The organism is Bacillus sp. EA-CB0995, assembly GCF_055814245.1.
The window spans coordinates 560569-586016 of the sequence record NZ_CP169269.1; the positions used below are offsets into that span (position 1 = coordinate 560569).

The 25448-nt window shown below is 38.3% G+C and carries 21 protein-coding genes and 2 pseudogenes; 14 read left to right on the top strand and 9 right to left on the bottom strand.

Going from position 1 to position 25448, the window contains the following annotated elements:
• Window positions 1-194 precede the first annotated feature (194 nt).
• Window positions 195-1397, top strand: coding sequence for a PDZ domain-containing protein (locus tag ACEWFJ_RS02915; protein WP_473690328.1), 1203 nt, complete (start codon window positions 195-197; stop codon window positions 1395-1397).
• 557 nt (window positions 1398-1954) lie between these two features.
• Here the strand turns inward: ACEWFJ_RS02915 and ACEWFJ_RS02920 are convergent.
• Window positions 1955-2848 carry a LysR family transcriptional regulator gene (locus tag ACEWFJ_RS02920; RefSeq protein ID WP_473690330.1) on the bottom strand — a complete coding sequence of 298 codons (894 nt, stop codon included), beginning with the start codon at window positions 2846-2848 and terminating at the stop codon, window positions 1955-1957.
• A 121-nt stretch (window positions 2849-2969) separates the two neighbouring features.
• Here ACEWFJ_RS02920 and ACEWFJ_RS02925 point away from each other — a divergent pair, with 121 nt between their 5' ends.
• The 3 genes from ACEWFJ_RS02925 (at window position 2970) to gndA (ending at window position 8814) form a co-directional block, all read left to right on the top strand.
• Window positions 2970-3716, top strand: coding sequence for an SDR family NAD(P)-dependent oxidoreductase (locus tag ACEWFJ_RS02925; protein ID WP_473690332.1), 747 nt, complete (start codon window positions 2970-2972; stop codon window positions 3714-3716).
• Window positions 3717-3908: 192 nt separating this feature from the next.
• Window positions 3909-7088 (top strand): bifunctional cytochrome P450/NADPH--P450 reductase, encoded by a 3180-nt coding sequence (locus ACEWFJ_RS02930; protein ID WP_473690334.1) that lies wholly within the window; start codon window positions 3909-3911, stop codon window positions 7086-7088.
• Between the two features lie 316 nt (window positions 7089-7404).
• A complete protein-coding gene (gene gndA, locus ACEWFJ_RS02935; protein ID WP_098308366.1) occupies window positions 7405-8814 on the top strand; it encodes an NADP-dependent phosphogluconate dehydrogenase in 1410 nt (469 codons plus the stop codon).
• A 222-nt stretch (window positions 8815-9036) separates the two neighbouring features.
• On the opposite strand, the gene ACEWFJ_RS02940 is transcribed toward gndA, so the two are convergent.
• A complete protein-coding gene (locus ACEWFJ_RS02940; protein ID WP_253630866.1) occupies window positions 9037-9648 on the bottom strand; it encodes a cyclase family protein in 612 nt (203 codons plus the stop codon).
• Window positions 9649-9676: 28 nt separating this feature from the next.
• Window positions 9677-11152 (bottom strand): glucose-6-phosphate dehydrogenase, encoded by a 1476-nt coding sequence (zwf, locus tag ACEWFJ_RS02945; RefSeq protein WP_429719941.1) that lies wholly within the window; start codon window positions 11150-11152, stop codon window positions 9677-9679.
• Window positions 11153-11553: 401 nt separating this feature from the next.
• Between zwf and ACEWFJ_RS02950 the strand changes: the two genes are divergently transcribed.
• From ACEWFJ_RS02950 to ACEWFJ_RS02960, 3 genes are all read left to right on the top strand, one after another.
• On the top strand, window positions 11554-11886 hold the full coding sequence (locus tag ACEWFJ_RS02950) for a DUF1904 family protein (protein ID WP_429719914.1): 333 nt from the start codon (window positions 11554-11556) through the stop codon (window positions 11884-11886).
• Window positions 11887-11981: 95 nt separating this feature from the next.
• Window positions 11982-12296: a heavy metal-binding domain-containing protein gene (locus tag ACEWFJ_RS02955; RefSeq protein WP_429707030.1), complete on the top strand. Its 315-nt coding sequence runs from the start codon at window positions 11982-11984 to the stop codon at window positions 12294-12296.
• A 97-nt stretch (window positions 12297-12393) separates the two neighbouring features.
• The gene (locus ACEWFJ_RS02960) at window positions 12394-12672 is read left to right on the top strand and encodes a nitroreductase family protein (RefSeq protein ID WP_098308372.1); all 279 of its coding nucleotides are present in this window, start codon (window positions 12394-12396) and stop codon (window positions 12670-12672) included.
• 58 nt (window positions 12673-12730) lie between these two features.
• Here ACEWFJ_RS02960 and abc-f read toward each other — a convergent pair whose 3' ends face one another.
• The 4 genes from abc-f to ACEWFJ_RS02980 form a co-directional block, all read right to left on the bottom strand.
• Window positions 12731-14368: a ribosomal protection-like ABC-F family protein gene (abc-f, locus tag ACEWFJ_RS02965; protein WP_473690337.1), complete on the bottom strand. Its 1638-nt coding sequence runs from the start codon at window positions 14366-14368 to the stop codon at window positions 12731-12733.
• Window positions 14369-14652: 284 nt separating this feature from the next.
• The gene (locus ACEWFJ_RS02970; protein WP_473690339.1) at window positions 14653-15189 is read right to left on the bottom strand and encodes a flavodoxin family protein; all 537 of its coding nucleotides are present in this window, start codon (window positions 15187-15189) and stop codon (window positions 14653-14655) included.
• A 5-nt stretch (window positions 15190-15194) separates the two neighbouring features.
• Window positions 15195-15563, bottom strand: a complete 369-nt coding sequence (locus ACEWFJ_RS02975; RefSeq protein ID WP_253631199.1) for a MerR family transcriptional regulator — start codon at window positions 15561-15563, stop codon at window positions 15195-15197.
• A 50-nt stretch (window positions 15564-15613) separates the two neighbouring features.
• Window positions 15614-16507: a LysR family transcriptional regulator gene (locus ACEWFJ_RS02980; protein WP_473692324.1), complete on the bottom strand. Its 894-nt coding sequence runs from the start codon at window positions 16505-16507 to the stop codon at window positions 15614-15616.
• A 297-nt stretch (window positions 16508-16804) separates the two neighbouring features.
• Here ACEWFJ_RS02980 and ACEWFJ_RS02985 point away from each other — a divergent pair.
• Window positions 16805-17826, top strand: a pseudogene (locus ACEWFJ_RS02985) (YeiH family protein).
• Between the two features lie 310 nt (window positions 17827-18136).
• Here the strand turns inward: ACEWFJ_RS02985 and ACEWFJ_RS02990 are convergent.
• Window positions 18137-18576 (bottom strand): annotated as a pseudogene (locus tag ACEWFJ_RS02990) (MerR family transcriptional regulator).
• 328 nt (window positions 18577-18904) lie between these two features.
• On the opposite strand from ACEWFJ_RS02990, the gene ACEWFJ_RS02995 reads away from it, so the two are divergent.
• The 5 genes from ACEWFJ_RS02995 to ACEWFJ_RS03015 all read left to right on the top strand — a co-directional run bounded on the left by ACEWFJ_RS02995 (window position 18905) and on the right by ACEWFJ_RS03015 (window position 23421).
• Window positions 18905-20107 (top strand): MFS transporter, encoded by a 1203-nt coding sequence (locus tag ACEWFJ_RS02995; protein ID WP_098308382.1) that lies wholly within the window; start codon window positions 18905-18907, stop codon window positions 20105-20107.
• 74 nt (window positions 20108-20181) lie between these two features.
• Window positions 20182-20601, top strand: a complete 420-nt coding sequence (locus ACEWFJ_RS03000; protein WP_473690341.1) for a universal stress protein — start codon at window positions 20182-20184, stop codon at window positions 20599-20601.
• 112 nt (window positions 20602-20713) lie between these two features.
• A complete protein-coding gene (locus ACEWFJ_RS03005; protein WP_473690343.1) occupies window positions 20714-21475 on the top strand; it encodes a MerR family transcriptional regulator in 762 nt (253 codons plus the stop codon).
• Window positions 21472-22098, top strand: a complete 627-nt coding sequence (locus ACEWFJ_RS03010; protein ID WP_473690345.1) for a hypothetical protein — start codon at window positions 21472-21474, stop codon at window positions 22096-22098. The genes ACEWFJ_RS03005 and ACEWFJ_RS03010 overlap by 4 nt, the downstream gene beginning before the upstream one ends.
• Before the next feature lie 774 nt (window positions 22099-22872).
• Complete coding sequence (locus ACEWFJ_RS03015) at window positions 22873-23421, top strand: hypothetical protein (RefSeq protein WP_473690347.1); 549 nt, start codon at window positions 22873-22875, stop codon at window positions 23419-23421.
• Here the strand turns inward: ACEWFJ_RS03015 and ACEWFJ_RS03020 are convergent.
• Complete coding sequence (locus tag ACEWFJ_RS03020; RefSeq protein WP_098308389.1) at window positions 23367-24776, bottom strand: amino acid permease; 1410 nt, start codon at window positions 24774-24776, stop codon at window positions 23367-23369. The genes ACEWFJ_RS03015 and ACEWFJ_RS03020 overlap by 55 nt on opposite strands.
• Window positions 24777-25026: 250 nt before the next feature.
• Here ACEWFJ_RS03020 and ACEWFJ_RS03025 point away from each other — a divergent pair, with 250 nt between their 5' ends.
• On the top strand, window positions 25027-25371 hold the full coding sequence (locus ACEWFJ_RS03025) for a DUF4362 domain-containing protein (protein WP_473690349.1): 345 nt from the start codon (window positions 25027-25029) through the stop codon (window positions 25369-25371).
• Window positions 25372-25448 lie beyond the last annotated feature (77 nt).

Sequence of the window (25448 nt, forward strand, 5' to 3'; positions counted from 1 at the left end):
TGAAAGGTAAAAAAATATACAGGCTTGCGTAGCCTGTATATTTTTTTATGTGTTAAACAAACGTTTGATTAATTGTGATAAGATAAAATAAAACTTCCATTATTGGGGGTATATCCTACATAATGGCAATTGAATTCTTGTAGGCAGGAAGTCTTACTGCTCATTAAGTGCGGCAGAAATGAAATATATTACAAATGGTGGTGAATCGTTTCATGGAGGTTTGGTCGTTAGAAGTTGTGAAGGCAATTGTGCGTTTCTTCGCACATCCTGCTTTGTATATTTTCTTTATAAGTAGCTTTTTTGTTGGATATTTACGAGTACTACGAGAACGGAAAGATTTTTCCTTTAAGGTGTATGATATTTTGTATGAATTACGTACATCTGCATTCGCAGGAATTGGTTTTGGACTCATTCTATCATTGATTACAGTTGGAATGGGGCTTGTTATCTCACAAGCAAGTGTGTTTATGATAGCAATTTGGACGGTATTCTTTGCTCTTATTGCTCAATATAGATACTTATCTCCTGCATACACATTCGGAATTGCGATTGCAGCGACGTTATTATCTTCAAAACTCCCAGTCTCTTTCTTACAGCTTCGTGAGGGAGAAGAGAGCAGTGTCGTGTCGTTAGCGATTTTACTTGGACTTATGTTAGTTGTGGAAGGTTTGCTTATTTCTAAGAACGCAGCGAACTATTCGACGCCGAAATTACGAAAAGGAAAACGTGGTTTAAATATTGGACTGCATGAATCAAAAAGATTATGGTTAGTACCGATATTTGTTCTTGTACCAGGTGACGCTATAACGCAGTTTGTGTCTTGGTGGCCGGTTGTATCTGTCGGGTCGCAAAAGTTTTCTTTATTCTTAATTCCATTTCTAATTGGGTTTATGAGAACAATTAAAAGTTTTGAGCCAAAAGGAGCATTGTTATTTACAGGTCGTCGTGTGTTTGGATTAGCTGCAGTTGTTCTTCTATTAGGAATAGCAAGTTACTGGTGGCATACACTAGCAATTGTAGCTATGGGAGCAGCAATGCTTGGTCGTCTTACGATTACTGTGCAAGAACGTTTAGAGGATGAAAAGCGCCCTGCATATTTTTCCTCTCGTGATCATGGCTTAGTTGTATTAGACACAATTCCAGGTACAGCTGGAACAACGATGGACTTGAAACCAGGGGAAATGATTGTGAAAGTGAATGGAATCAGTCCGACTAATGTGGACGAGTTTTACAATGCCCTGCAATCAAAAACAACAGGCGCTTTTTGTAAAATGGAAGTTATTGATACGAATGGTGAACTTCGTCTTGTACAACATGCGATTTATGAAGGAGAGCATCACGAACTGGGAATTGTTTTTGTAGAACAAGAGCATCAGTGGGATACCGAAGTTGTGTGATGTGAGTTTTCATAGTTAACCGGAATTGTTTTAAAACTAACCGAATCTTTTTCATAATTGATTGATAAGGATGGAAATTATCCCGCATTAACGGGCAGTAAGACCCCACCTCAAGATTCAGAGAGAAGCAAAGAAGATAGGTGAGGATAACTGCCCGTAAAAGCCCGATTGGTTCAACTAGCCATCAGTGGGGGATGAAGAAAACCCCCACTGATGGAAGTTTCACTTTATTGTGTGAGGGTTCTGGTGTGAAAAATATATGGATTAAAAATATAAGTGTATTGTTTTTGGACAGACTTCTCATTTTGAAAAGTCTGTCCTTTTTTAATCCTTCTCATCGCTTCTAGTCCAGCAAGCATTCATCCCGCATTAACGGGCAGTAAGCCCCCACTGATGGAAGTTTTACCTTATTTCGCTGTTTGAAACGATTTCAACTTTAACTTGATAGATTTTTACAAGGGTCTTGAGATTTTGCGCCAGAATTAATATAGAGGTACGGTATCTATTATGAGATTAATAATGTATCAATTTCTTCATGATTCCCGTCTAATTCTATGTTAAAGCTCATGTTTCAATCTAGTAATAAAGTTCTTACAAATTTGAGAATAATGTTTTCCTTCTGAACGTACCCAGGCGAAATAGACATCCTGTTGCTTAGGAACTTCAAGTTCAATGGTTACAATGTCTTTTTTTAGTAAAGTTTCCTCACTAGGAAAAGAATAATCAGGACCAACAGTGATAGCTAATCCGTCTTTAATAGTTTTTAGGATGGCATCTGTATTGTTAGTGGTAAAAAGAATATCAACAGAGCCATATGCAGTTGTAAACTGGTTCATAAACCATTCGACGTAATCATCTTTGTATAAAACTAAAGAATGAGCTAACAGTTCTTCTGGAGTAATTGATTTGTTAAATGCTAAAGGTGAATTACGGCTGACTCCAATAACCATTTTTCCTTTTAACAATGGTTCAAGCAATAATCCACTACCTTTATGAACAATGTCTTCAAATTGAATAATTAGACCCATGTCAATCTTATGTTGGCGAATATCATCTAGTATTTCCTGCGAACCTTTTTCAAATATCTCTATTTTTACATTTGGATAATCCTTTTTAAAATTTGTTACTGTATGAACCAATAACGGCATAGGGCCAGGAATTGTTGCAATTCTTAATTCACCACGTCCGGTATTTGCGAACCCGTTAGCCTCATCTTTTAACTCCTGGAGTTTCTCTAATGCTTCAGCAGCTTTTTTAATAATACTTTTTCCTTCAGCGGTAGGGATTGTACCCAATCGAGAGCGTGTAAACAATAATACCCCTAATTCTGCTTCTAATGCTGAGATTGATTGACTGATAGCAGATAATGTGACATGCATATTTTGTGCTGCAATGGTTAAAGAACCTGCATTTGTAACCGCAACTATGTATTCTAATTGTTCAATGTTCATATAAACACGACCTCTTTTATTAAGTCTTACTTAAGCAATGATAAGTATGTTTTAATAATATTTAATGTATAGAAGTGTTACAATTATTGCAAGAAATCTTATCGCGTATAGGGGAGTAGTTATGATGACAAGAAGAGTTGCTGTAATTACAGGCGGAGGAAGTGGAATTGGTCGACAAACATGTATCAAATTTGCAAGAAAAGGGGATCAGGTGGTAGTCGCTGATGTTAATGAAACAGGTGGAAAAGAAACTGTAGACCTCATTAAAGCTGAAGGTGGAACAGCTATTTTTGTTAAGACAGATGTTTCACAGTACGAGCAAGTAGAAAATCTAGTTAATATCGCAGTAGAAACGTATGGCCGAATTGATATTATGTTTAACAATGCTGGAATTGGCGGGGCAGGTCCAGTGCTTCATCAAAATATGGATCGCTATGAAAAAGTAATTGGGGTTAATCAACATGGTGTTGCCTATGGAATTATAGCAGCAGGAAAGAAAATGAAAGAATTAAATATAAAAGGTGTAATTATAAATACAGCTTCTGTTTTTGGCTTCTTAGCTTCTCCAGGTACATTTGCATATCACGCAACAAAAGGTGCTGTTATTATGATGACAAAATCTGCAGCGCTTGAATTAGCTGAATACGGAATTCGTGTAGTAGCGGTAGCACCAGGAGTTGTCGATACACCTATTCTTCATGGATATAGCGATAGTATGATTGAATCTATGAAAACGAAAGTTATGGGTAATGAGTTAACGAATCCAGAAGCACTTGCTGATGTAGTCTATCTTCTTTCATTAGAAGAAGCAGATGCCATTAATGGGAGTGTAGTAATGGCTGACCATGGATATGCTTCATTTAAATAATGAAACATGAATGTGATTTTTCTAGTTTTTAAATATAAATGCATGTAATATTTTGGAATATTACATTAATTTGTTTTGTTTGTGATTGAAATGTCCACGATAGAACGTATAAATTTTTCAGGCTTTCATCAATGGAGATAAAAAAATTTCCACTGATGAAAGTTTCACTTTATTAAGGAAAGGATTTTTTACATGAAAGGGACTAGCAATATTCCGCAGCCTAAAACTTTCGGGCCACTTCGTAATTTACCATTGTTAAACGGAGAGGAACCTATGCAATCAATTTTAAAGCTTTCGTATGAATATGGACCGATTTTTCAACTTGAATTACCTAGAAGGACTAGCACCATTGTTTCTAACCATGAATTAGTGTCGGAAGTATGCGATGAATCTCGATTTGAAAAAAGCGTTGGAACCGCTTTACAAAATGTTCGTGCATTTACTGGCGACGGGTTATTTACGAGCTGGACAAACGAACCAAACTGGCATAAGGCACATAACATTCTGCTTCATAGCTTTAGTCAGCAAGCTATGAAGGGATATCATTCTATGATGGTTGACCTTGCTATGCAATTGGTTCAAAAGTGGGAGCGTCTCAACCCTAATGAAAGTATTGATGTACCAGAAGATATGACACGCCTTACGCTAGATACTATTGGGTTATGTGGATTTAATTATCGTTTTAATAGTTTTTATCGTGATACTTCGCATCCTTTTATTACTAGCATGGTTCGTTCGCTTGAAGAGGCAATGAACCAATCTCAACGCTTAGGTATACAAGATAAACTAATGGTTATGAAGAAACGTCAGTTTAAGCAAGATATTCAATCTATGTTTGATTTGGTAGATAATATTATTGCAGAGCGTAAAGAAAGTGATAATCAAGATGGAAATGACTTGCTAGCTCATATGCTGAATGGTAAAGATCCGCAAACAGGTGAAATGTTGGATGATGAAAATATTCGTTTTCAAATCATTACTTTTTTAATAGCCGGACATGAGACGACTAGTGGTTTATTGTCATTTGCACTATATTTCCTTTTGAAAAATCCGGATAAGCTTAAGAAGGCATATGAAGAAGTAGATAGAGTTTTAACAGAGCCGATTCCCACATATGAGCAGGTTCAAAAACTTAAATACATTCGTATGATTCTTAATGAGACGTTACGTTTATGGCCAACAGCCCCAGCTTTTTCACTTTATGCAAAAGAAGATACACTTCTTGGTGGAAAGTACCCTATAGAAAAGGGAAGAGAGGTTACAGTTCTTATACCAAAGCTTCACCGTGATACGAGTGTATGGGGGGATGATGTTGAAGATTTCCAACCTGAGAGATTTGAAAATATTGCACAAATCGCTCCACATGCATATAAGCCATTTGGGAATGGTCAAAGAGCTTGTATTGGACAACAATTTGCAGTTCAGGAAGCTACTTTAGTATTAGGTATGATTCTTCAATATTTTGAAATTATCGACCACACAGACTATCAATTAAAAGTTAAGGAAACATTAACTTTGAAACCAGATGGATTTACTATGTGCGTCAAACCACGAACTAAAAAAGTTACATTAGCTGTTTCTGATCCAAAAGTTACAATACCAACAGAGCAGGAAGTAAAACATAACTTTAAAACTGTTGTTGATTCGCATCATACACCGCTACTAGTACTTTATGGATCAAACCTTGGAACAGCGGAAGGACTCGCACGAAAACTTGCTGACACTGCTCGCTTTCAAGGCTTTCAGAGTGAAGTGGCGCCGCTTGATGAGTATACTGAAAAGCTTCCTAGAGATGGAGTCGTGTGTATTATTACTTCTTCATATAATGGTAATGCACCTGATAACGCAAAGGAATTTGTCCATTGGATAAGCAAGTTAGAGGATGAAACGTTAAAAGGAGTGAAGTATGCTGTTTTTGGATGCGGCGACCGTAATTGGGCTAGCACATACCAACGTATTCCAAGATTTATTGACGAACAATTGGCCTTAAAGGGTGCGACTCGTCTGGTTATACGTGGTGAGGGTGATGTGAATGAAGACTTTGAATTCCAATTTGATGAGTGGCAAAATCAGCTATGGGAAGATGTAGCAAGAGCTTTGAATTTAGAAGTTAATAAAAATGAAAAACGTTCGGAAAATAAATTGAAATTACAATTTGTTAGCGAATTGACAAGTACGCCTCTAGCGAAAACGTATGATGCACTTTCGGCGTATGTTATAGAAAATCGTGAACTTCAAACAGAGAAAAGTGTACACAGTACGCGCCATATTGAAATTACTTTGCCTGAAGGTGTTCAATACCGAGAGGGTGATCATCTAGGAGTCTTACCACAGAATAGAAAAGATCTTGTAGAACGTGTTTTACAACGATATGGATTAAATGGAAAAGATGTTCTTCTTCTGAGCGGAAATGATCACAGCATTGCACATCTTCCTTTAGAGCAGAGTGTATGTGTGTATGAACTGCTTGCAAATTATGTTGAATTACAAGAGCCGGTGACACGGACGCAACTTCGGGAATTAGCGGCATATACTGTTTGTCCGCCTCATAAACGAGAGTTAGAAGCTCTTTTAGAGGAGGGTGCATACAAAACAAATATTCTTCAAAAACGTACGACTATGCTGGATTTACTTGAGAAATATCCTGCTTGTGAATTGTCATTTGAAAGGTTTGTAGAACTTCTTCCACCGCTAAAAGTTCGATACTATTCAATCTCTAGTTCGTCGCAAATTGTTTCGAATCGTGCGAGTATCACAGTCGGTGTCGTAAGAGGACCATCATGGAGCGGGCGTGGTGAATACTTGGGAGTTGCTTCAAACTATTTGGCCGAGCGACAAGTAGGGGATGCTATCGCATGTTTTATCCGTAATCCACAATCAGGGTTTCACTTGCCAGAAAATCCTGAGAAGCCAATTATTATGGTTGGACCTGGAACAGGAGTTGCCCCATTTTTAGGATTTTTGCAAGCACGTCGTGTTCAAAAGCAAGAAGGACATAAATTGGGAGAGGCACATTTGTACTTTGGCTGTCGTCATCCTGAACAGGATTATCTGTACCGTGAAGAGCTAGAACGTGCTGGGGAGGATGGGTTAGTCATGCTTCACACAGCGTTCTCTCGTTTAGAAGGGCAATCCAGAACATATGTACAACATCTTATGAAACAGGATGCAAACGAATTAATTCGTTTACTTGATGAGGGTGGTCAACTTTATGTATGTGGAGATGGAAGTCGAATGGCCCCAGATGTAGAGAGAACTTTATGTGAAAGCTATCAAATTTATCATGGTGTTGATGAGCAGAAAGCAAAAGACTGGCTTGATCATTTGCAATCTGAAGGAAGATATGCAAAGGATGTTTGGGCAGGGATATAAATTTTATTTTTTAATTTGATGATGATGTGGCGGTAGCTCATTAATTGGGATAAGATAAATATCGTAAAAAACCTAGTTATTTATCTATGTGTTCTTCATATTGGATAGCTAGGTTTTTTATTTGTTTCCTTAGGTTGATAGCGATACTCCAAAAAGAAAAAATCGCTGCCGTGTCCCTACAATCTGGTTTTGCACACATCTCTGCTGAACTCCATGTTAAAATTAACAAGCAGGATTACTTGATTAAAGTTTTACTTTAGGTTTATATACTATAGTATAGACAAAGTAACACATGCATAGAAAGGAACGATGAAATATGCCAAAGCAACAAATTGGAGTTGTTGGTGTGGGCGTTATGGGAAAAAGCCTTGCACTTAACTTTGAGAGTAAAGGGTATTCTGTTGCCCTATATGATATTTCAAAGGAAAAAGTAAATGAAATCATTGAGGAGAACAGTGGTAAAAACTTAGTTGGTACTCATATGGTTGAAGAGTTTGTTAACTCACTTGAATCACCTAGAAAGATTTTATTAATGGTTAATGCAGGGGAAATTACAGATAAGGCGATTGATTCGCTACTTCCTCACCTCGATAAAGGTGATATTTTAATTGACGGCGGCAATACATACTTTGGTGATACAATTCGCCGAAACAAACGTCTTGCCGAAGAAGGAATCAATTTCATCGGTGCAGGTGTGTCAGGCGGAGAAGAGGGCGCATTGAAAGGGCCGTCCATTATGCCGGGCGGACAGAAAGATGCATATGAAAAAGTGAAAGATATGCTTGAAAATATCTCTGCGAAAGTAAATGGCGAGCCTTGCTGTTCTTATATCGGGCCTAATGGTGCAGGTCATTATGTAAAGATGGTTCACAATGGTATCGAGTATGGAGATATGCAATTAATTTGTGAAGCGTATTTCTTCTTGAAACAAACACTTGATTTGACTGCAGAAGAGTTTCACGAAATATTTGCTGAATGGAATAAGGGTGAGCTTAACAGCTACTTGATCGAAATTACAGCAGATATTTTCACGAAGAAAGATGAAGAAACTGGAAAGCCATTAGTGGATGTTATTCTTGATACTGCGGGACAAAAGGGTACAGGGAAGTGGACAAGCCAAAGCGCGCTTGATTTAGGTATCTCCCTTCCTATTATCACGGAATCTGTATTCGCACGTTGTATTTCTGCTTTAAAAGAAGAGCGTGTGAACGCAAGCAAAGTATTATCTGGCCCTAAAGACAAACCAGCACTTGGAATTGAAAAAGCAGAATTAATCGAAGCAGTACGCCAAGCTTTGTATATGAGTAAAATTTGTTCTTATGCGCAAGGGTTTACGCAATTAAAGGCAGCTTCTGAGGAATATGACTGGAACCTTGATTTCGGCAGCATTTCTATGCTTTGGAGAGGCGGATGTATTATTCGTGCAGCCTTCTTACAAAACATTAAAGAGGCTTATGAGAATAACACTGACTTACCGAACCTTTTACTTGATCCATACTTTAAAGAAATTGTGGAATCATATCAAGGCGGATTACGCAAAATCATTTCATTGGCTGTACAACAAGGTATAGCGGTACCTGCATTTTCAGCAGCAATTTCTTACTATGACAGCTATCGTACTGCAACACTGCCTGCAAACCTGTTACAAGCACAGCGCGATTATTTTGGAGCACATACGTATAAACGCGTGGATAAAGAAGGTACATTCCATACAAAATGGATATAAAGTGAAACTTTAATCATTGGGGGGAGTTCTTCATCCCCCAATGATTATTAGTTGAACCAATCGGGCTTTTACGGGCAGTTTATCTCCCGCCTAACTTCTGTGCTTTCACCGAGTTTTAAGGTGGGAGTATTACTGCCCGTTAATGCGGGATAAAATAAAAAGTGGACCAAGATTGAAATCTTGGTCCACTTTTTTATCCCGCTATTTGCGGGCGGTTTCATTTTATTGAAATAATAACACACGTGCTGGTGCTGCATCTGTACCCATTAGTTTTAATGGAGCTGCGACCATAAAGTATGTTCCTGCTTCTACTTCTTTAAATGTTAATCCTTCGATTACAATAATATCGTGTGCAAATAGTGTTTTATGGGTTGGATGACCTTCTTGTGCACGTTCAACACCTAACGCATCAATACCAACACCGCGAATGCCTTTTTCAGCAAGCAGCTTCGCGCCGCTTTCAGCTAAATAAATAAACTCAAAGTTAAATCCCTCATCAAAGGAGTTCTTTGTTTTAAATAAGACAAAATCACCTTTTTGAATATCGAAATCTTTCAGGTCTTCAGCAGTAATGCCGCCCTCAACATTTGTCAGGTCAAAAACCTTTGCTTCACCTACTAATTTCTCAATATCAAGCGTTTCAAATGTATCTCCGTCATTTATCATGTGCAAAGGCGCATCAATATGCGTTCCTGTATGAGCATCCATTTTTAATGTGGATTCTGTTACATGACCGTTTGTAACTTTGGAAAGTTGAGGCTGTTTTTCTGGCTTATTTTTATATACCGGCATTCCTTCGTAAATAGGTACTGTAATGTCATATACTTTTTTCATAAAAATTCCCCTTTCGCCTTTGCTATGATTAGATTGAGTAGTCACTATCATCTGAAATAGGCCACCAATGGAAGCCATTTTCCGCAAGTAGATCATCAGAAGCTTGAGGTCCCATTGATCCTGATTCGTAAGTAAGTAAATCGTTTGATACATCCTGTTTCCATGCTTTAGAAATAACATCAACAAATTTCCATGATAACGCTACTTCATCCCAGTGAGTAAAGTTTGTTGCATCGCCTTGAATTGCATCATATAGCAGCTTCTCGTAAGCTTCTGGTGTATTTACTCCGTCTACGCAGTCATTGCAGTAATCAAGTTTAAATGGTGTCGTCTTGTCAGAAGTACCGATTTTCTTACCGTTTAAAACAAGAGAAATTCCCTCATCCGGCTGAATATGAATAATAAGCAGGTTCGGATGAACGCTGTTTTCTGATTTAGAATATAAATTCATTGGCAATTCTTTAAACTGAATAACGATTTTTGTTGATTTTTCTTGCATGCGTTTACCTGTACGAATGTAGATCGGCACACCAGCCCAGCGGAAATTGTCTATTAATAATTTACCCGCCACAAATGTTTCCGTTCTTGAGTTTGGATCCACTTTATTTTCGCTTCTGTACCCAGGAACTTCTTTTCCGTTGATTGTTCCTGGACCATACTGACTTCGCACAAAATATTCATCCACTTCTTCTACTGTCATTGGTCGAAGTGCACGTAATGCTTTAATTTTTTCGCTTCGAATTTCTTCTGTTGTTAAACGAATTGGCGGTTCCATTGCCAATAAAGCAATCATTTGTAATATATGGTTTTGTACCATGTCTCTTAAGGCACCGGAATGGTCATAGTACCCTCCGCGATCCTCTACACCTAAAGATTCACTGGATGTAATTTGAATATTAGAGATGTATCTATTATTCCACAATGATTCAAATATTGCGTTTGCAAAACGAATGACACCAATATTTTGAACCATTTCTTTTCCTAGATAATGGTCAATACGATAAATTTCATCTTCCGCAAATGCGTGACGAAGTTCCTCATTTAATTTTTGTGCGGATGGGAAGTCATGCCCAAAAGGCTTTTCAATAATCAATCGATTCCAGCCGCTTGCGTCTGTTACACCTTCTGATTTCAAGTAAGAAGCGATTGTTCCGAAAAATTCAGGGGCCATTGCCATATAGAACATTCTGTTTCCTGGAATATTGAATTGTTCTTCTAGGTTAGTAAGTAATGCATTCAAATCTTGGTAGGAAGCAGTATTCGTAACATCAAACGCTAAGTATCGGAAATGAGTTAAAAATTCATCTAAATCATCGCCTGGTTTAATTTTTGACTCTTGAATAGAGGAAAGTACATTTTCACGAAATACATCATCACTCCACTCACGTCTTGCCACACCAACAACAGCAAAATTTTTAGAGAGCTGACCTTTTTTATATAGGCTATATATAGAAGGGAATAATTTTCTCTTCGCTAAATCTCCTGTTGCTCCAAATATAACCATAGTGCAATATGCATTGTCGTTCTTGTTCACTGGGTACCCTCACCTTTATTAATGTATATTGAATAGTATCTCAGAAGATTTTAACACAATTTGAAAGAAGTCTCCTACTTTTAAGTATGCGTAGGAAAGTAGGAATAAATCTTGTAAATTATTTTAAGGCGAAGATTATAGAAAATCAAAAGAAAAGCACGAAATCATCACTACAATGTAATTTAGTTATTTTGAAGTTAGAAGAGGAGAGTAAATACGGCGTAATTAGGAACAAACAAAAGCCTGCAATTGTAAGAGTTAAGACGGAAAAGAGGTCCAATTGGGGGTGCCGATAGATTCTGGTGCAGCGAAATAAATTGTGCTATGATGTGGATAAATATAGAATAAAGCCATTTAACGGAGGGATTCACTTGCCGCATATTGTATTTCGTGGAATTACTACTGAACAATTAAAGAGTATAAGTAAACCATTAGTAGAAGAGCTCGCAGAGATTTGCGAATGTGGTACGGATAATTTTACATTGGAACTACCAAATTCTACATTTGTATATAATGGAGAAGAAACAGAGGCTTTTCCTCTTATTGAAGTTAAATGGTTCGAACGTGGACAGGAAATTCGTGATCGATTTGCAGGGGCACTTACCACATATATAATGGATTTTGATCTTCCTGAAGTAGAGGTTGTATTTACGGTCTTCTCAGAATCAGCATATTATATTAACGGAAAACATTGTGCAGAATAAGGTTACTTAGGTTTTGGTGTGAATCTTAAATTTTATCCCGCTATTCGTGGGAATTGATTGAAACTTCACTTTATATACATAGGAGGACATATATTATGATCGTTACAACAACTTCTACTATTCAAGGAAAAGAAATTGAAGAGTATATTGATATCGTAAACGGAGAAGCAATTATGGGAGCTAATATTGTTCGTGATTTATTCGCTTCTGTTCGTGATATTGTTGGTGGCCGTTCCGGCGCGTATGAAAGTAAGTTAAAAGAAGCACGTGATATTGCGATGGATGAAATGAAAAATCTTGCAAAGCAAAAAGGCGCAAATGCAATTGTTGGTATCGATGTTGATTATGAAGTAGTTCGTGAAGGTATGTTAATGGTAGCTGTAAGCGGAACAGCGGTTAGAGTTCGATAAGGGAAGCAAGTGTGCGTACCCTATGATAATATGTGAACCCTTTTTTCTATCAAGAGAAAGGGTTCTTTTTATGTAAATAAATTAAGATTGTTATCATATGGATCCGTTCATTGGAAAATTCTCTAACGAGCAAGCTACTCGTGTGGCGATGATTGATGGTGGTTTAGTAGCGATGCAGCTTATGTTAGCAGCAAAAGCAAAAGGCTTTGATACTGTGCCGATTGGCGGTTTCCATCCGCAGAAGTTTGTAGAAGCTTTTAACGTTCCAGAAAACCTTGAACCTGTCATGTTAATTTGTGTAGGTAAAGCAGTTAAGGCTGGTTTTGAAAAAGTGCGTCTTCCGCTTGATGATGTGTTAACGTGGAATAAATTTTAATCATGCGTGATTTCAGATGAAAGAAAAAGGCAGTGTGATCTGCCTTTTTCTTTCATTTTTAGAGTAGGCGTGTTCTGCATTCTTGAATTTGACGTAGTAATTGCTCGTATTCATTTTCCAGGAGACCAACATTATCCTGACGTCCTGGCATCGAAATGCGCCCGATTACTTCTGTTAACTTTGTTTGTAAGCACAACAGTTCCTGCTCTGTTGGATTGATAGAAGCTTGTTCTGTCCGCTTTGTATACTGTTCATAATTCCCTTGAAAGAGTCGAGGTGCTTCTTCATCTAGGTGTAGAATGTGATCAGCAATTTTATGAACAAAGGTACGGTCGTGACTAATGAATAATACAGTACCAGGATAATCTTGCAGCATTTGCTCTAGTTCTTCTTGAGTGGCGAGATCTAGATAGTTTGTCGGTTCATCAAGAAGGAGCATATTGTAGTCTCCTAAGAAGATTTTGACCAGCGCTACTTTCACGCGTTCACCGCCGCTTAATACGTTCACTTGTTTATGAACATCTTCTCTTCGAAAGAGAAGACGTGCAAGAATCGTTCGTACAAATGATTCGTCATAACGTGTTTCTTCCATAACGTTTTGTAAAATGGTTTTGTCATTTTGCAGAATTGCTAATGTTTGTTCAAAGTAACCAATTTTACAGCTTTTCGAAAGTTGAATTCCTCGTTCATTTGCTTCAATCATATGAAATAGTGTTGTTTTTCCGCTCCCATTTTTTCCGAGAATAGCAAGCTTTGCCCCCGGAGTCATACTTCCATTTATATTGTGAAAGAGGCTGCGGTTCCCAATTTTTTTCGTAACCTTATTAAATTGCACAACCGTTTTACTATGAATCGGTGCGTGGTACTGCGCATCAAACTTTGCATGCACAATTTCCCTTGGCTTTTCTTTCTTTTCTAATTGTTCTAATCTCGTTTCTAATGCTTTTGCGGCTTTTTGGACATTCCCTTGACTGTAAGCGGCTCCTGATTTATATAGCTTAGATTCAGAAGAACTATAGCGAGTTGGGATTTTTGTCATACCGGCAGCTCGCTGTAGTCTGCTAGTGATTGCTGTTTCTAAGCGCTGTTTTTCTTTCGTATACTGTTCATATTCTGATTGTTGACGCTGCCTTTGCTGTTCTTTTTGCTCGCGATAGTTTGTGTAATTTCCTTTATATTCACGAACAGAACCATCTTCTATTTCGATAATCTTTGTGCAAATGGCGTCTAACAAGGAACGGTCATGGGAAATTAGAAGGATTGCTCCTTTATAAGATTGTAATGCTTTCTCCAGTTGTTCTGTGCCATACATATCGAGATGACTCGTTGGTTCATCAGCGAATAAGATAGATGCTTCTTGTTCAAGAGCATGAGCAATTTTTAAACGTTCACGTTCGCCGCCGCTCATATTCGTTGTGACATGAGAAATTCCCCATTGTCCTTTTGAAAGAGAAGAAGCTGTTTCTAATGTCTCTTCATGGAACTGCGGAATGATGGCGACGGAGCCATAATGAGTAATTGTTCCGCAATCAGGTTCTATTTCTTTACTTAATATTTGTAAAAGCGTTGATTTCCCTGCACCGTTTACACCGACAATTCCAATACGGTCATGCGCCTGAATATCAAGTGCTTGTAATGTAAATAAAGTACGATCACCAAAGCTTTTTTCAATGTTTCGTGCTGTTAAAATAGTCATAAAAAAACCTCCCTAGTTTCACTAGAGAGGATATACGTCACCCATAGTATGTAAAAAGGTATGCACAAAAAAACTGTACACGTACTTTTACATGTTCCTGTCAAAAGAAAGTTATCGACAAAAGGGCATACTAATCCTCTTCTAGTTTTCATCATTTCGTTTCACTATTTGTGATGGATGAATAAAAAAGAGAATTAGAACTTCATTGGCCGATGTACCTTCCTTTCATAAATTTACATTTATTGTATGCGTATGAAGGTGTATTTGTCAAATCATTCTGTTAATTATTTTTGCTTGAAAGTACGATTATATACTTTTACTTTTTCTATTGTTTCTTTATCATTCACGATTTCGCCTGGTGCGTTGGCAGCCCCAATAATATAGCCTTCAAAAGAAGCTCCTACAAAGTCAAAAATATATTGAAACTGTGCAATAAGCGGGAGTGCCTTTAATTTTGGATTGTCGCCGCCGACAATGACAACATACATTTTTTTCCCTTGCATACGTTCTTTGAAATGAAGTGATGCATCCCGCAAGCTTTGCGACCAGCGATCCACAAAATTTTTCATATGCCCGCTCATACCGTACCAATAAAGTGGTGTTGCAAAGACAATTGTATCATGCTCAAGCATACGCTGAATGATACCCTCGTAGTCATCGTCGATAGGTTGAAAGTCTTCTGCATCATGACGCTGATCTGTAATTGGTTGGATTGTATGATTGCGTAAATATACTTCTTCAGCATGTACGCCTTCTAGCATCATATGTGTTAGTTGTTCTGTATTCCCATTTGAACGTGAACTTCCGTGTAAAACGAACATATTTATCAATTCCTTTCTTTCCTTTGTTTCAACAGCGTAACGTGTTTTTGTAAGTTCGTTTGGATATGAGAAAGTAACGAAATCTGCTTTGTTACTTCAGCGAGCTTTTCTTCGTAAAGCGTAATGATACTGCTGCACGGATTATCATAAAAGTGTGGCTCTATTTCTAAACAGCGCAGCATTTTGTGTGTTTCTTCTAAGTTTAGACCTAGCTGCAAATACATTTGAATGAGCTCTACTTTTTCAATCATCGCTTCATCAAAATCACGATAGCCATTTGTGAGCCGTTTTGAAATAAGCAAGCCTTTTTCCTCATAATGCCGTAGGGAGCGTTCACTTACGCCTGTATGTTTAGATAATTCTCCGATGCGCAAAACCATCACTCCTTCTCTCCTTATTCTAAACCTTCACATTAGTGTAAAGGTCAACTATGTTTATCCGCAAAGTTTTGCACATGATCTAAGAATACTTGAATCGCTTTGGAAGGAATGAAATATTTTCCTCGTACAATGGAAAAAGGGCGCATGAGCTTTTCGTTTGGGACAGGTATATGACATACTTCGCCAGCTTGCAGTTCTTTACGTACCGTCCAATCTGATAAAATCGCAATTCCGAGCCCGGCAGCAACGGCTTCCTTTACACTTTGAATGCTGCTAAATGTGAAGTAACGCTTCATTTTTAGATGATGGTCATGGATGAAGCGGTCGCTGTAAGCTCGCGTTCCTGAACCGGTTTCGCGGATCACCCATATTTGATCTTGCAGTATGTTTGTATCAATCGGACTTGTCATTGTAAGAGGATGATTTGGTGGAACGACAAGCTTCATTTCATCCTCCATAAATGATTCTACGTCTACATCTGTGTATATCACTTGCCCTTCTACTAAGCCAATATCTAGTTGATTCGAGCGAACTCCCTGTAAGACCTCTTCTGTATTCGAGATAAAGGTATGAACTTCAACGCGCGGATGTTCCTTCGCGTAGTTTGCTAATATCTTGGGAAGAAGATATTCTCCGATTGTAAAACTAGCGCCAATGCGCAGTGTCCCCGTAACGATATTATGCAGGTCATGAATTTCTTGTTTTGCTTCTTCATATAGAGTAAGCATTTGTTTTGCATGTATGTATAAAATGTTCCCAGCTTCTGTGACTTGCACATGTTTTGGTGAGCGTTGAATGAGCGTTGTACCAAATTCATTTTCTAAATTGCGAATGTGCATGCTTACCCCTGGCTGTGAAAGATTCAACATTTCGGCAGCTCTTGAAAAGTGTTTTTGCTCTACGACTGTTACAAAAATTTTTAAAATGTCGGTGTTTATGAGACTCATTCCTTTCGGTGAATAAAATAGTCGGCTCCGCTTATCTTATTGTCCAGCTCCAGCGGCAAGAGTGGTCGGTGGCTTTGCTTCTTCCGCCGAGGTAAAGAGCACCTCTTTGTCAGAAACTCCATCCCTCTCCCATTCTGAACAAGCCGCTTCCGTTTATCGTTATATTTTATCATAAGTTTTCTTGATGATTGAGATAGCATATTAGTATTAAACTTATGATTAAAATACTCTTATAATAAAAGTAGAACGAACATGCATGTTATAAGATGATTATTGGAGTGGTATAAAATGGAACAAATGTTAACCTTACAAAAGGAGAAGCGTTTTGGATTTGCGCAAGGTATTGGGATTACGTTACTTATTGCTATTGTTGCAAGATATTTGGCGCAGCTTCCATTTTTAAGTATTATGGGCCAATTAGTGATTGCTATTCTAATTGGAATGGTATGGAGAGCGGCAATTGGTGTACCAAGTCAAGCAATCGCAGGAACGAATTTTGCGAGTAAAAAACTACTGCGTCTAGGGATTATATTACTCGGTATGCGGTTAAATTTAGTTGATATTGTGAAGGCGGGCCCGAAGGTATTGGTCATGGCGGCAATTGTCATTACGTTTACACTTATTGTTGTATATGCATTAACACGTGTTTGTAAAGTGGAGAAGAAGCTTGGCATGTTAACAGCATGCGGAACAGCGATTTGCGGAGCAGCAGCAGTTATTGCGATTGGACCACAAGTAAAAGCAAAGGACGAAGAAGTAGCGGTTAGTGCAGCGATCGTTGCGATTTTAGGAACTATTTTCACATTAGCATATACGCTGCTATATCCTGTACTTCATTTGTCTCCGTATGAATATGGTGTTTTTTCAGGTGCAACATTGCATGAAATTGCTCATGTGATTGCAGCAGCAGCACCTGGTGGAAGCGAGTCGGTTGATATTGCGGTAATTATGAAGTTAACGCGCGTTGCCTTTCTTGTACCTGTAGCAATTTTAATTGGCATATGGTTTCAGCGCGGAGAAGAAGCGGGGAAAAGAAATCTTGGCGTGATGTTCCGATTCCGTGGTTTATTTTTGGCTTCTTAGCAGTTAGTGCGTTTCATTCATTAGGAATTGTACCTGAAAAAATTGCAAGCGATATTGTTGTTGTTTCTTACATGCTTATGGCAATGGCAATGGCTGGGCTTGGTTTAAATGTAGAATTTAAGACATTTCGTAAACTAGGAACAAAAGCATTTGTTGCAGGATTGATTGGGTCGGTATTGCTTTCTGTTCTTGGATATGCGCTTGTATATGTATTGCATTTTGCATAGAAGACCGGGGATTCTGATACGATCAAATAGAGTTTGGAATAGATAATAAAAACTGCTGAACGTTATGGTTCAGCAGTTTTTTTATAAATCCGTATTCTTAGAATATGTATCTAGCAATCAAATAGGCTTGATAGGGCTTTTTCTCATCGCCATCAAGTTAAGAAATTCATTGTTCCCCAAAACGAAAAAATGAGCTGAATTCTCGTAGACAACTGTGGAGGGATAAAATTTTTGTTTTGGAGGTACTTTAAAATATTAGTTTGATGGGCAGGGGATATGTAATTACTTTACCTTGATGGAGATGTGTTTCCTATTGCCCAGATTCTTCTTCCTCAAATCGAACCAGCGCTGCTTTCGCACGGTCCCTGAGTGAGACTAAATCTTCTTCGACCTTTAAGAGGTTTTTCTTTTTTTGTTCGATGAAGTTCAGCTGCTCTTCGATAGTATTTACTACTTTTCTTAACTTTTCTGTTTGTTCACTTGTGCCTTTTACTTGCCTGTAATCCGCTTTGCGAAGCTCTAACGTGTCGCTGAGCGCGATGAATTGCTGAAGCTCTTGAAGGGAAAAGCCCATTACTTCTTTGGCATTTGTGATTTTTTTAGGAAGTCAATATGTTCCTGGGAATATAATCTTATGCCTCCTTCACTTCGCGGGGGAGCAGGCAGCAGTCCGATTTGTTCGTAATATCTGATGGTTCGTTTCGTTAAACCGCTTTGTTTCGCTACGTCATCTATTTTTATTCCGTCCATCATTCCGCTCCTATATTTCTTTATTTTTACTATTACACTAACAGGATGGAGCTTTTTAGCTCAAGAATATTATACTACAACCAGAGCTTTTCAGAAAAAACAAGCAGTTTACGCTAACGAAGAAGAGGAAGTTATTAATAAAATTATTCTTTTGTCCACTTTAATTAACGTTGACGTCAAGGTTAGAAAGTTTTATACTAATATTTGTAACGAAATTGCAATCATAGCTTTTTCAATATAAAGGGGATGGATAAGAGATATCAATCAGAGACCTGTAAACGGTAGGTTGAACTCGCCCCAAAACTATATATAAAGGAGTTTGGAATGGATGAATTCAAATCAATCATATTCACTTAGTGCCCAAAATCAATCGGCCAAACAGCCGCTTGTCGTTTGGGTTATCTTTTTTGCCTCAATCATTTCTTTCATGGGCTTAGGACTTGTCGATCCTATTTTACCTGCGATTGCAGAACAACTTCATGCAACCCCAAGCCAGGTTTCCTTACTATTTTCAAGTTATAACTTGATTACTGGGATTGCGATGCTGATCACCGGCGTTGTCTCCAGCAGGATTGGCATTAAATGGACTTTATTGACCGGTATTCTATTTATCATCGTCTTTTCGGCACTGGCGGGTTCTTCAGACGGCATATGGCAAATTGTCGCTTTCCGCGGTGGATGGGGACTTGGTAACTCATTGTTTATTGCCACAGCGTTGTCTGCGATAGTAAGTTTATCTGTAGGCGGAACCACCAAAGCAATCATTTTGTATGAAGCAGCCATCGGGCTTGGTATTTCCGTAGGCCCGCTGCTTGGCGGAGAATTAGGCTCTATTTCTTGGCGCGGCCCGTTCTACGGGGTAAGCGTGCTAATGATCATCGCTTTTTTTGCTCTTTTATTAAAAATGCCTCAGGTTGCAAAGCCGAAAGTAAAAAGCTCTATCCTTGATCCGATCAAAGCATTGAAATTCCCTGGATTATTAAGACTTGGGATTACAGCATTCCTTTATAACATCGGATTTTTCACGTTAATGGCATATGCTCCATTCGTCATGGGATTGGATGAGCATGGATTGGGATATGTGTTCCTTGGATGGGGAATTTGTCTCGCTATCACATCCGTCTTTGTTGCTCCGAAGCTTCAAGCCAGATTTGGAACGATTAAATCAATGTGCGCGATGTTAACCTTGTTTGCATTAACTCTTTTAGCAATGGGAATTTGGACAGAATCAAGAACAGTTATTATTGTTTCTGTTATCATCGCAGGCCTATTCTTGGGAACGAATAATACTTTGATCACTACAGCAGTTATGCAGGTTGCGCCAGTAGAGCGCGCTACGGCCTCCGCAGCATACAGCTTCGTCCGTTTCATCGGCGGAGCGATCGGACCTTGGCTGGCAAATAAGCTTGCTGAAACGTATACTCCACATGTTCCTTTCGTAATTGGCGCTGTATTTGTATTCTTGGCTATGCTGGTCGTTGCTTTTGGACGGAAACACATTGCACATGTAGATCAAGTTAGCGGCCACTAAAAAAGCATGTGCTCCCAAACCATGCAGCCGCGGTTCAGTGTACACAGGCAACTATATATGAGAGGACGATACGTATGTATAAAAAAATGTTAGTGGCGTTCGACGGCTCGGCACCTTCTGTCCGCGCCCTTCACCATGCAGCAGAGCTGGGGAAAACAATCGGATCTGAAAAGTTGACGATTTTGCATGTGAATAAAGACCTTCCGATGCAGGAGCCTATTGTGAACATCGATCTGGATCAACTATTAGACGAGGAGAATCAGGAGATATTAACCTCTGCAATCCAGTTTCTCTCAGAATCCAATGTAAATTATGAGACCCATATATTTGATGGTGACCCAGCCCACATCATTACTGTATATGCTTCAGAGCACGATTACGATATCATTATAATGGGAAACACAGGAAAGGGACTAATCAAGGAAGCGTTGTTAGGAAGTGTAAGCCATCAAGTGGCACAGTCCGCGCATTGTCCAATACTGATTGTAAAATAAGCATAAAACACTTTTGGTAAATAATTAATAGTTTACCAAAAGTGTTTTTTATTTTTATAAAAACACTTGGAACTAACGTTACGTCACCTTTTATAATGAAAACGAAAGGGTGATGGAAATGATTTCTATTCAACAACTGACAAAGGAAACAGGTGTGACAGTAAGAACGCTTCGATATTATGATCAGATTGGTTTGTTAGAGCCAAGTGGAAAGACAGAAGGCGGACATCGATTATATAGCGAATGTGATGTTATAAAGCTACAGCAAATTTTGTTTTTAAAAGAAATGGGATTCCCGTTAAAAGAAATTACGAATATGTTAGAAACAGAGCATTTAAATTTGAAAGATGTTTTGCAAAATCAGTTGTTGTTCGTACAAGAAGAACAGGAGAAGTTTTCTCGCATGGAAAAAATGTTGCAAGCTGTTCTATATTCTACTGAGCTGGAAGGGGAGCTCAATTGGAGTATTATGTTTGAGCTTATTCAGCTTTCGCAGTGGTCACCTCGTATGCGACAGTTATTTCAACAACAAATATTTTCTCAGGAAGAAGAAGGGTTGCTCAAAAATTTACCAAACATGAGTGAGCAGAATGAAGAGGTACAAGAGTGGATTATTTTATTAAAGAGAATGCGTCAGTTCATGGAAAAGAAGAAAGTGCCAAGTGATGCAGAAGTACAAGGTATTACTGGCATTATTCTAGAGAAATGCAGAGAAATGGCAAACGGTGATGAGGCGTTTTTAGATAAATTGTGGGAAGTGCGCAAGTCAAAAGAGCAGTCAAAAATGATGAATATGTATCCGATTGAAGAAGAACTTCTACAATATATGGATGCTGCATTTGAAGTGTATATAAAAGGTGAGGAGAAACAATGAAGATACTAATCGAGTATCGCTGGGCATTTTTAGTTGGCACTGAAATTGTGTTTTGGACGACCGCAATTAGTTTCTTTTTGCTCCGTTATGGATTTCGTTTACATAAAGCAAGTTTTATAGTAGGGATTGTGTTATTGCTAAATGAATTATTTATTTTAACGTTAGGTGTCGTTGATTATTATGAAACCGGGAAGTTTTCACAGTTTCAAGTTATTATCGTAATTATATTGTTGTATGCTGTTTTTTACGGAAAGAAAGATTTAAGAAGGTTAGATTTACGTATACAGCGATTTATTGCAAAGCGGCGGGGAGAAGCATTGCCGATTATAGAAGAACCAGTAGAATTAACGGGCTGGGCACATACGAAGCAAGAGCTATTTCATTGGGGGATTCACTTTGTTTTATTTGCTGGTACGCACATTGTATTTTTCTTTTTGTATGGATTGGTGCCGCTTGAAAATATAGCTAGTTTTGATGCAGATGTATTTTTAAATGAAATCGCGAATCGTGTGAGTAAAGTGTGGAGAATTGTTTTTTTTGTAGATACGCTTATTACTCTCTCTTATGTTATTTTCCCAAAAAAGAAAAAGAAAAAGAAAGAGAAAGAGATGTTGCCGCGCTAGGATAACATCTCTTTCTCTTTCCGTTCCCTTTATTTCTCACGGCAGATACAGATCAATTTTTTTGATGAATACATGCAATCCACCTTGAGCAGAGTCAAGATTTGAGACACTCAAGCTCTTAAAGTTTTCTACTTGAAATATTCTTGTACTTTCTGTAATTATAGCGGTAATAGGATTACAGGTTTTTTTAATATAATGGTTACCGCCAAAGGTAAAGGATCTCCACCTTTTAATGAGACAGAATTTAGCTGAAGTAATGTTTTATTCTGATTACCAGTAAAATCTTGAAAAACAGGTTGATGGCTAGTTCCTCCTGGTATGAGAACTAGTACTGGGGAATTTGTTGATCCAATTGTATGATTTCCAAAAAACAGTTATGAGTATTTGATTTATCTTTAAGACATTCCTCATCAGATTTGTCATGATGATCAGGCATATTGATGTTAAACCTCTTTTCTTTATTTTTGATACATTGTATTCCATAAGTAGAAAACACGTGTGGACAATGCGTGACGAGCTAGCTGTTCATTCAAGTTGAAAAATTCTCGTTTGAGCTACGTGAATTTGGTGTATGTCAACATATAAAAAGGCTGCTGCCCTTAATGGACAACAGCTTTTTTGTTACCTCGTATTATCAGATAATAAAACCCCTTAGGGAAGTTTCACTTTATCCCGCTCTAACAAGCAGTAAGCAAAGATGGGAGTGCAAGAAGAGGAACTGCTTGTAAGAGCCCGATTGGTTCAACTAACCATTCGGAGGAAAAGCATCTCCGAATGGAAGTTTCACTTTATCCCGCCCAAACAGCCGGTAAGAAGTTAGGCAAGGAAGAGAGACAAACCGTCTGTAAGGACCCGATTGGTTCAACTAACCATTCGGAGGAAAAGCATCTCCGAATGGAAGTTTCACTTTATCCCGCCCAAACAGCCGGTAAGAAGTTAGGCAAGGAAGAGAGACAAACCGTCTGTAAGGACCCGATTGGTTCAACTAACCATTCGGAGGAAAAGCATCTCCGAATGGAAGTTTCACTTTATCCCGCCCAAACAGCCGGTAAGAAGTTAGGCAAGGAAGAGAGACAAACCGTCTGTAAGGGCCCGATTGGTTCAACTAACCATTCGGAGGAAAAGCATCTCCGAATGGAAGTTTCACTTTATCCCGCCCAAACAGCCGGTAAGAAGTTAGGCAAGGAAGAGAGACAAACCGTCTGTAAGGGCCCGATTGGTTCAACTAACCATTCGGAGGAAAAGCATCTCCGAATGGAAGTTTCACTTTATGCGGCGTCGTCTTTTTGTTCGTTTCTCAAAGTACTATTTTTATATCCGTAGCTGAAATATACAATTAAACCGATAACTAGCCACACGCCAAAGCCAATCCATGTTGTTACTGGAAGCTGTAATGTTAGGTATCCGCAGAATAGAATTGCTAATATTGGAACCCATGGTACGAATGGTACTTTAAAGGCACGCGGCAAGTCTGGTTGTTTTTTGCGTAAGATGATAACGCCAATTGATACAACGATGAATGCGAATAATGTACCGATGTTTGTTAATTCTGCTAGCTTGCTTAATGGAACAAAGCCAGCAAAGAAAGCAACCATAGCTGCTGTAATCCAGCTATTCATAACAGGTGTTTGCGTTTTTGGGCTTACACGAGAAAGTGCTTTTGGCAGTAAGCCATCGCGGCTCATTGCATAAAATAAACGTGTTTGTCCATATAACATAACGAGTAACACGGTTGTAATCCCAGCAATTGCTCCTAAAGAGACAAGGCCGGCAACCCAATCTTGATGAATATATTGCAGTGCAAATGCTACAGGGTTCTTTACATCTAACTGACTGTAGGGAACGATTCCTGTTAATATTAATGAAACAACGATATATAAGATTGTGCAGATTGCTAAGGAAGCGATAATACCAATTGGCATGTTACGCTGTGGATTTTTTACTTCTTCAGCAGCTGTTGATACAGCATCAAATCCAATATAAGCAAAGAATACAGTTGCAGCTCCAGTTGTTACGCCAGAGAAGCCAAATGGCATAAATGGTGTCCAGTTTTCAGGTTTTACATAGAAAGCACCAACACCGATGAATAGAAGAACAACAAATAATTTGATAGCTACCATAATAGCGTTAAAACGAGCTGATTTTTTTGCGCCTCTTGTTAATAACAATGTCATGATGAAAATAATGCAAATTGCTGGTACGTCTACATATGTTCCAGCCGCAGGGTTGTAAGCGCTTGTTAAAGCATGCGGCAGTTTAATGCCAAATCCAGCTAATAATCCTTGGAAATATCCTGACCAACCAGATGCAACGGCTGAGGATGCCAATCCGTATTCTAGAATTAAATCCCATCCTAAAATCCAAGCGATTATTTCTCCAAATGTTGCATAGCTGTAAGTGTATGCACTACCTGATACTGGTACAGTTGAAGCGAATTCGGAATAACATAGTGCCGCGAATACGCAGGCTAAACCGGATAAAATAAACGATAAAATAAGTGCTGGTCCTGCATGCTCGGCTGCGGCAACGCCGGTAAGAACGAAAATACCTGTTCCGATAATGGCGCCGACTCCTAACATTGTTAAATCAAATGCTCCTAAATCCTTTTTTAAAGAAGCTCCTTTCTGCTGTGATTGTGCTAACATTGCGGAAATCGATTTTTTTCGAAATAGATCCATATAAATCCCTCACCCTCATAGTTGTTATAATATTCTGAACATTAAGATCAAGTTGTCGTATAATGTCGAATCTTTAAACGTATTGTAATATGAAAAATGGGCATTGTAAATATAAAATTTTTAGAAAATTCTACCTATACAAAAAACGATGGACTTCTTGTCGATATTTGTATAGGTGTTTTTATTGCTACGACAAGTTATTTCATTTTGAATGATAGTATCAAGTCAAAATGGGCTGGAGAGGATCAAGATGAGAAAAGGAATTGTCTTATTGTGCTTTCTATTTTACATAGGCGGTTTGGCTGGTTGTTTGTCTTCTGTAAAAACAGTAGAAGATAATCGGAAACAAGGTGAAGCGAAAGTTGATAAAAAGAATGATATCGTCGTAAAAATAGGTGGGGAATCTAATTTAGATAGGTTTCAGCAGTTTCTGACCCATGTGAAAAGCGGCAAAGCTGATAAAGTGCGTATTGTGAATTATACAGATGAAGGAGATCCTATTTTTCAAACATTCGATTATGATGGAATCAATATAAACTATCTTTTTGATGATCCCAACGATAAATTTGGAGGAAGTCATAAAGGAAAAAAGTGATGTGTGTAAAGGGATCATGGAAGAAAAAAGCGGTGAAGACGTAAGCTATAAATTAAGTGAATGTAAAGAAAATCATG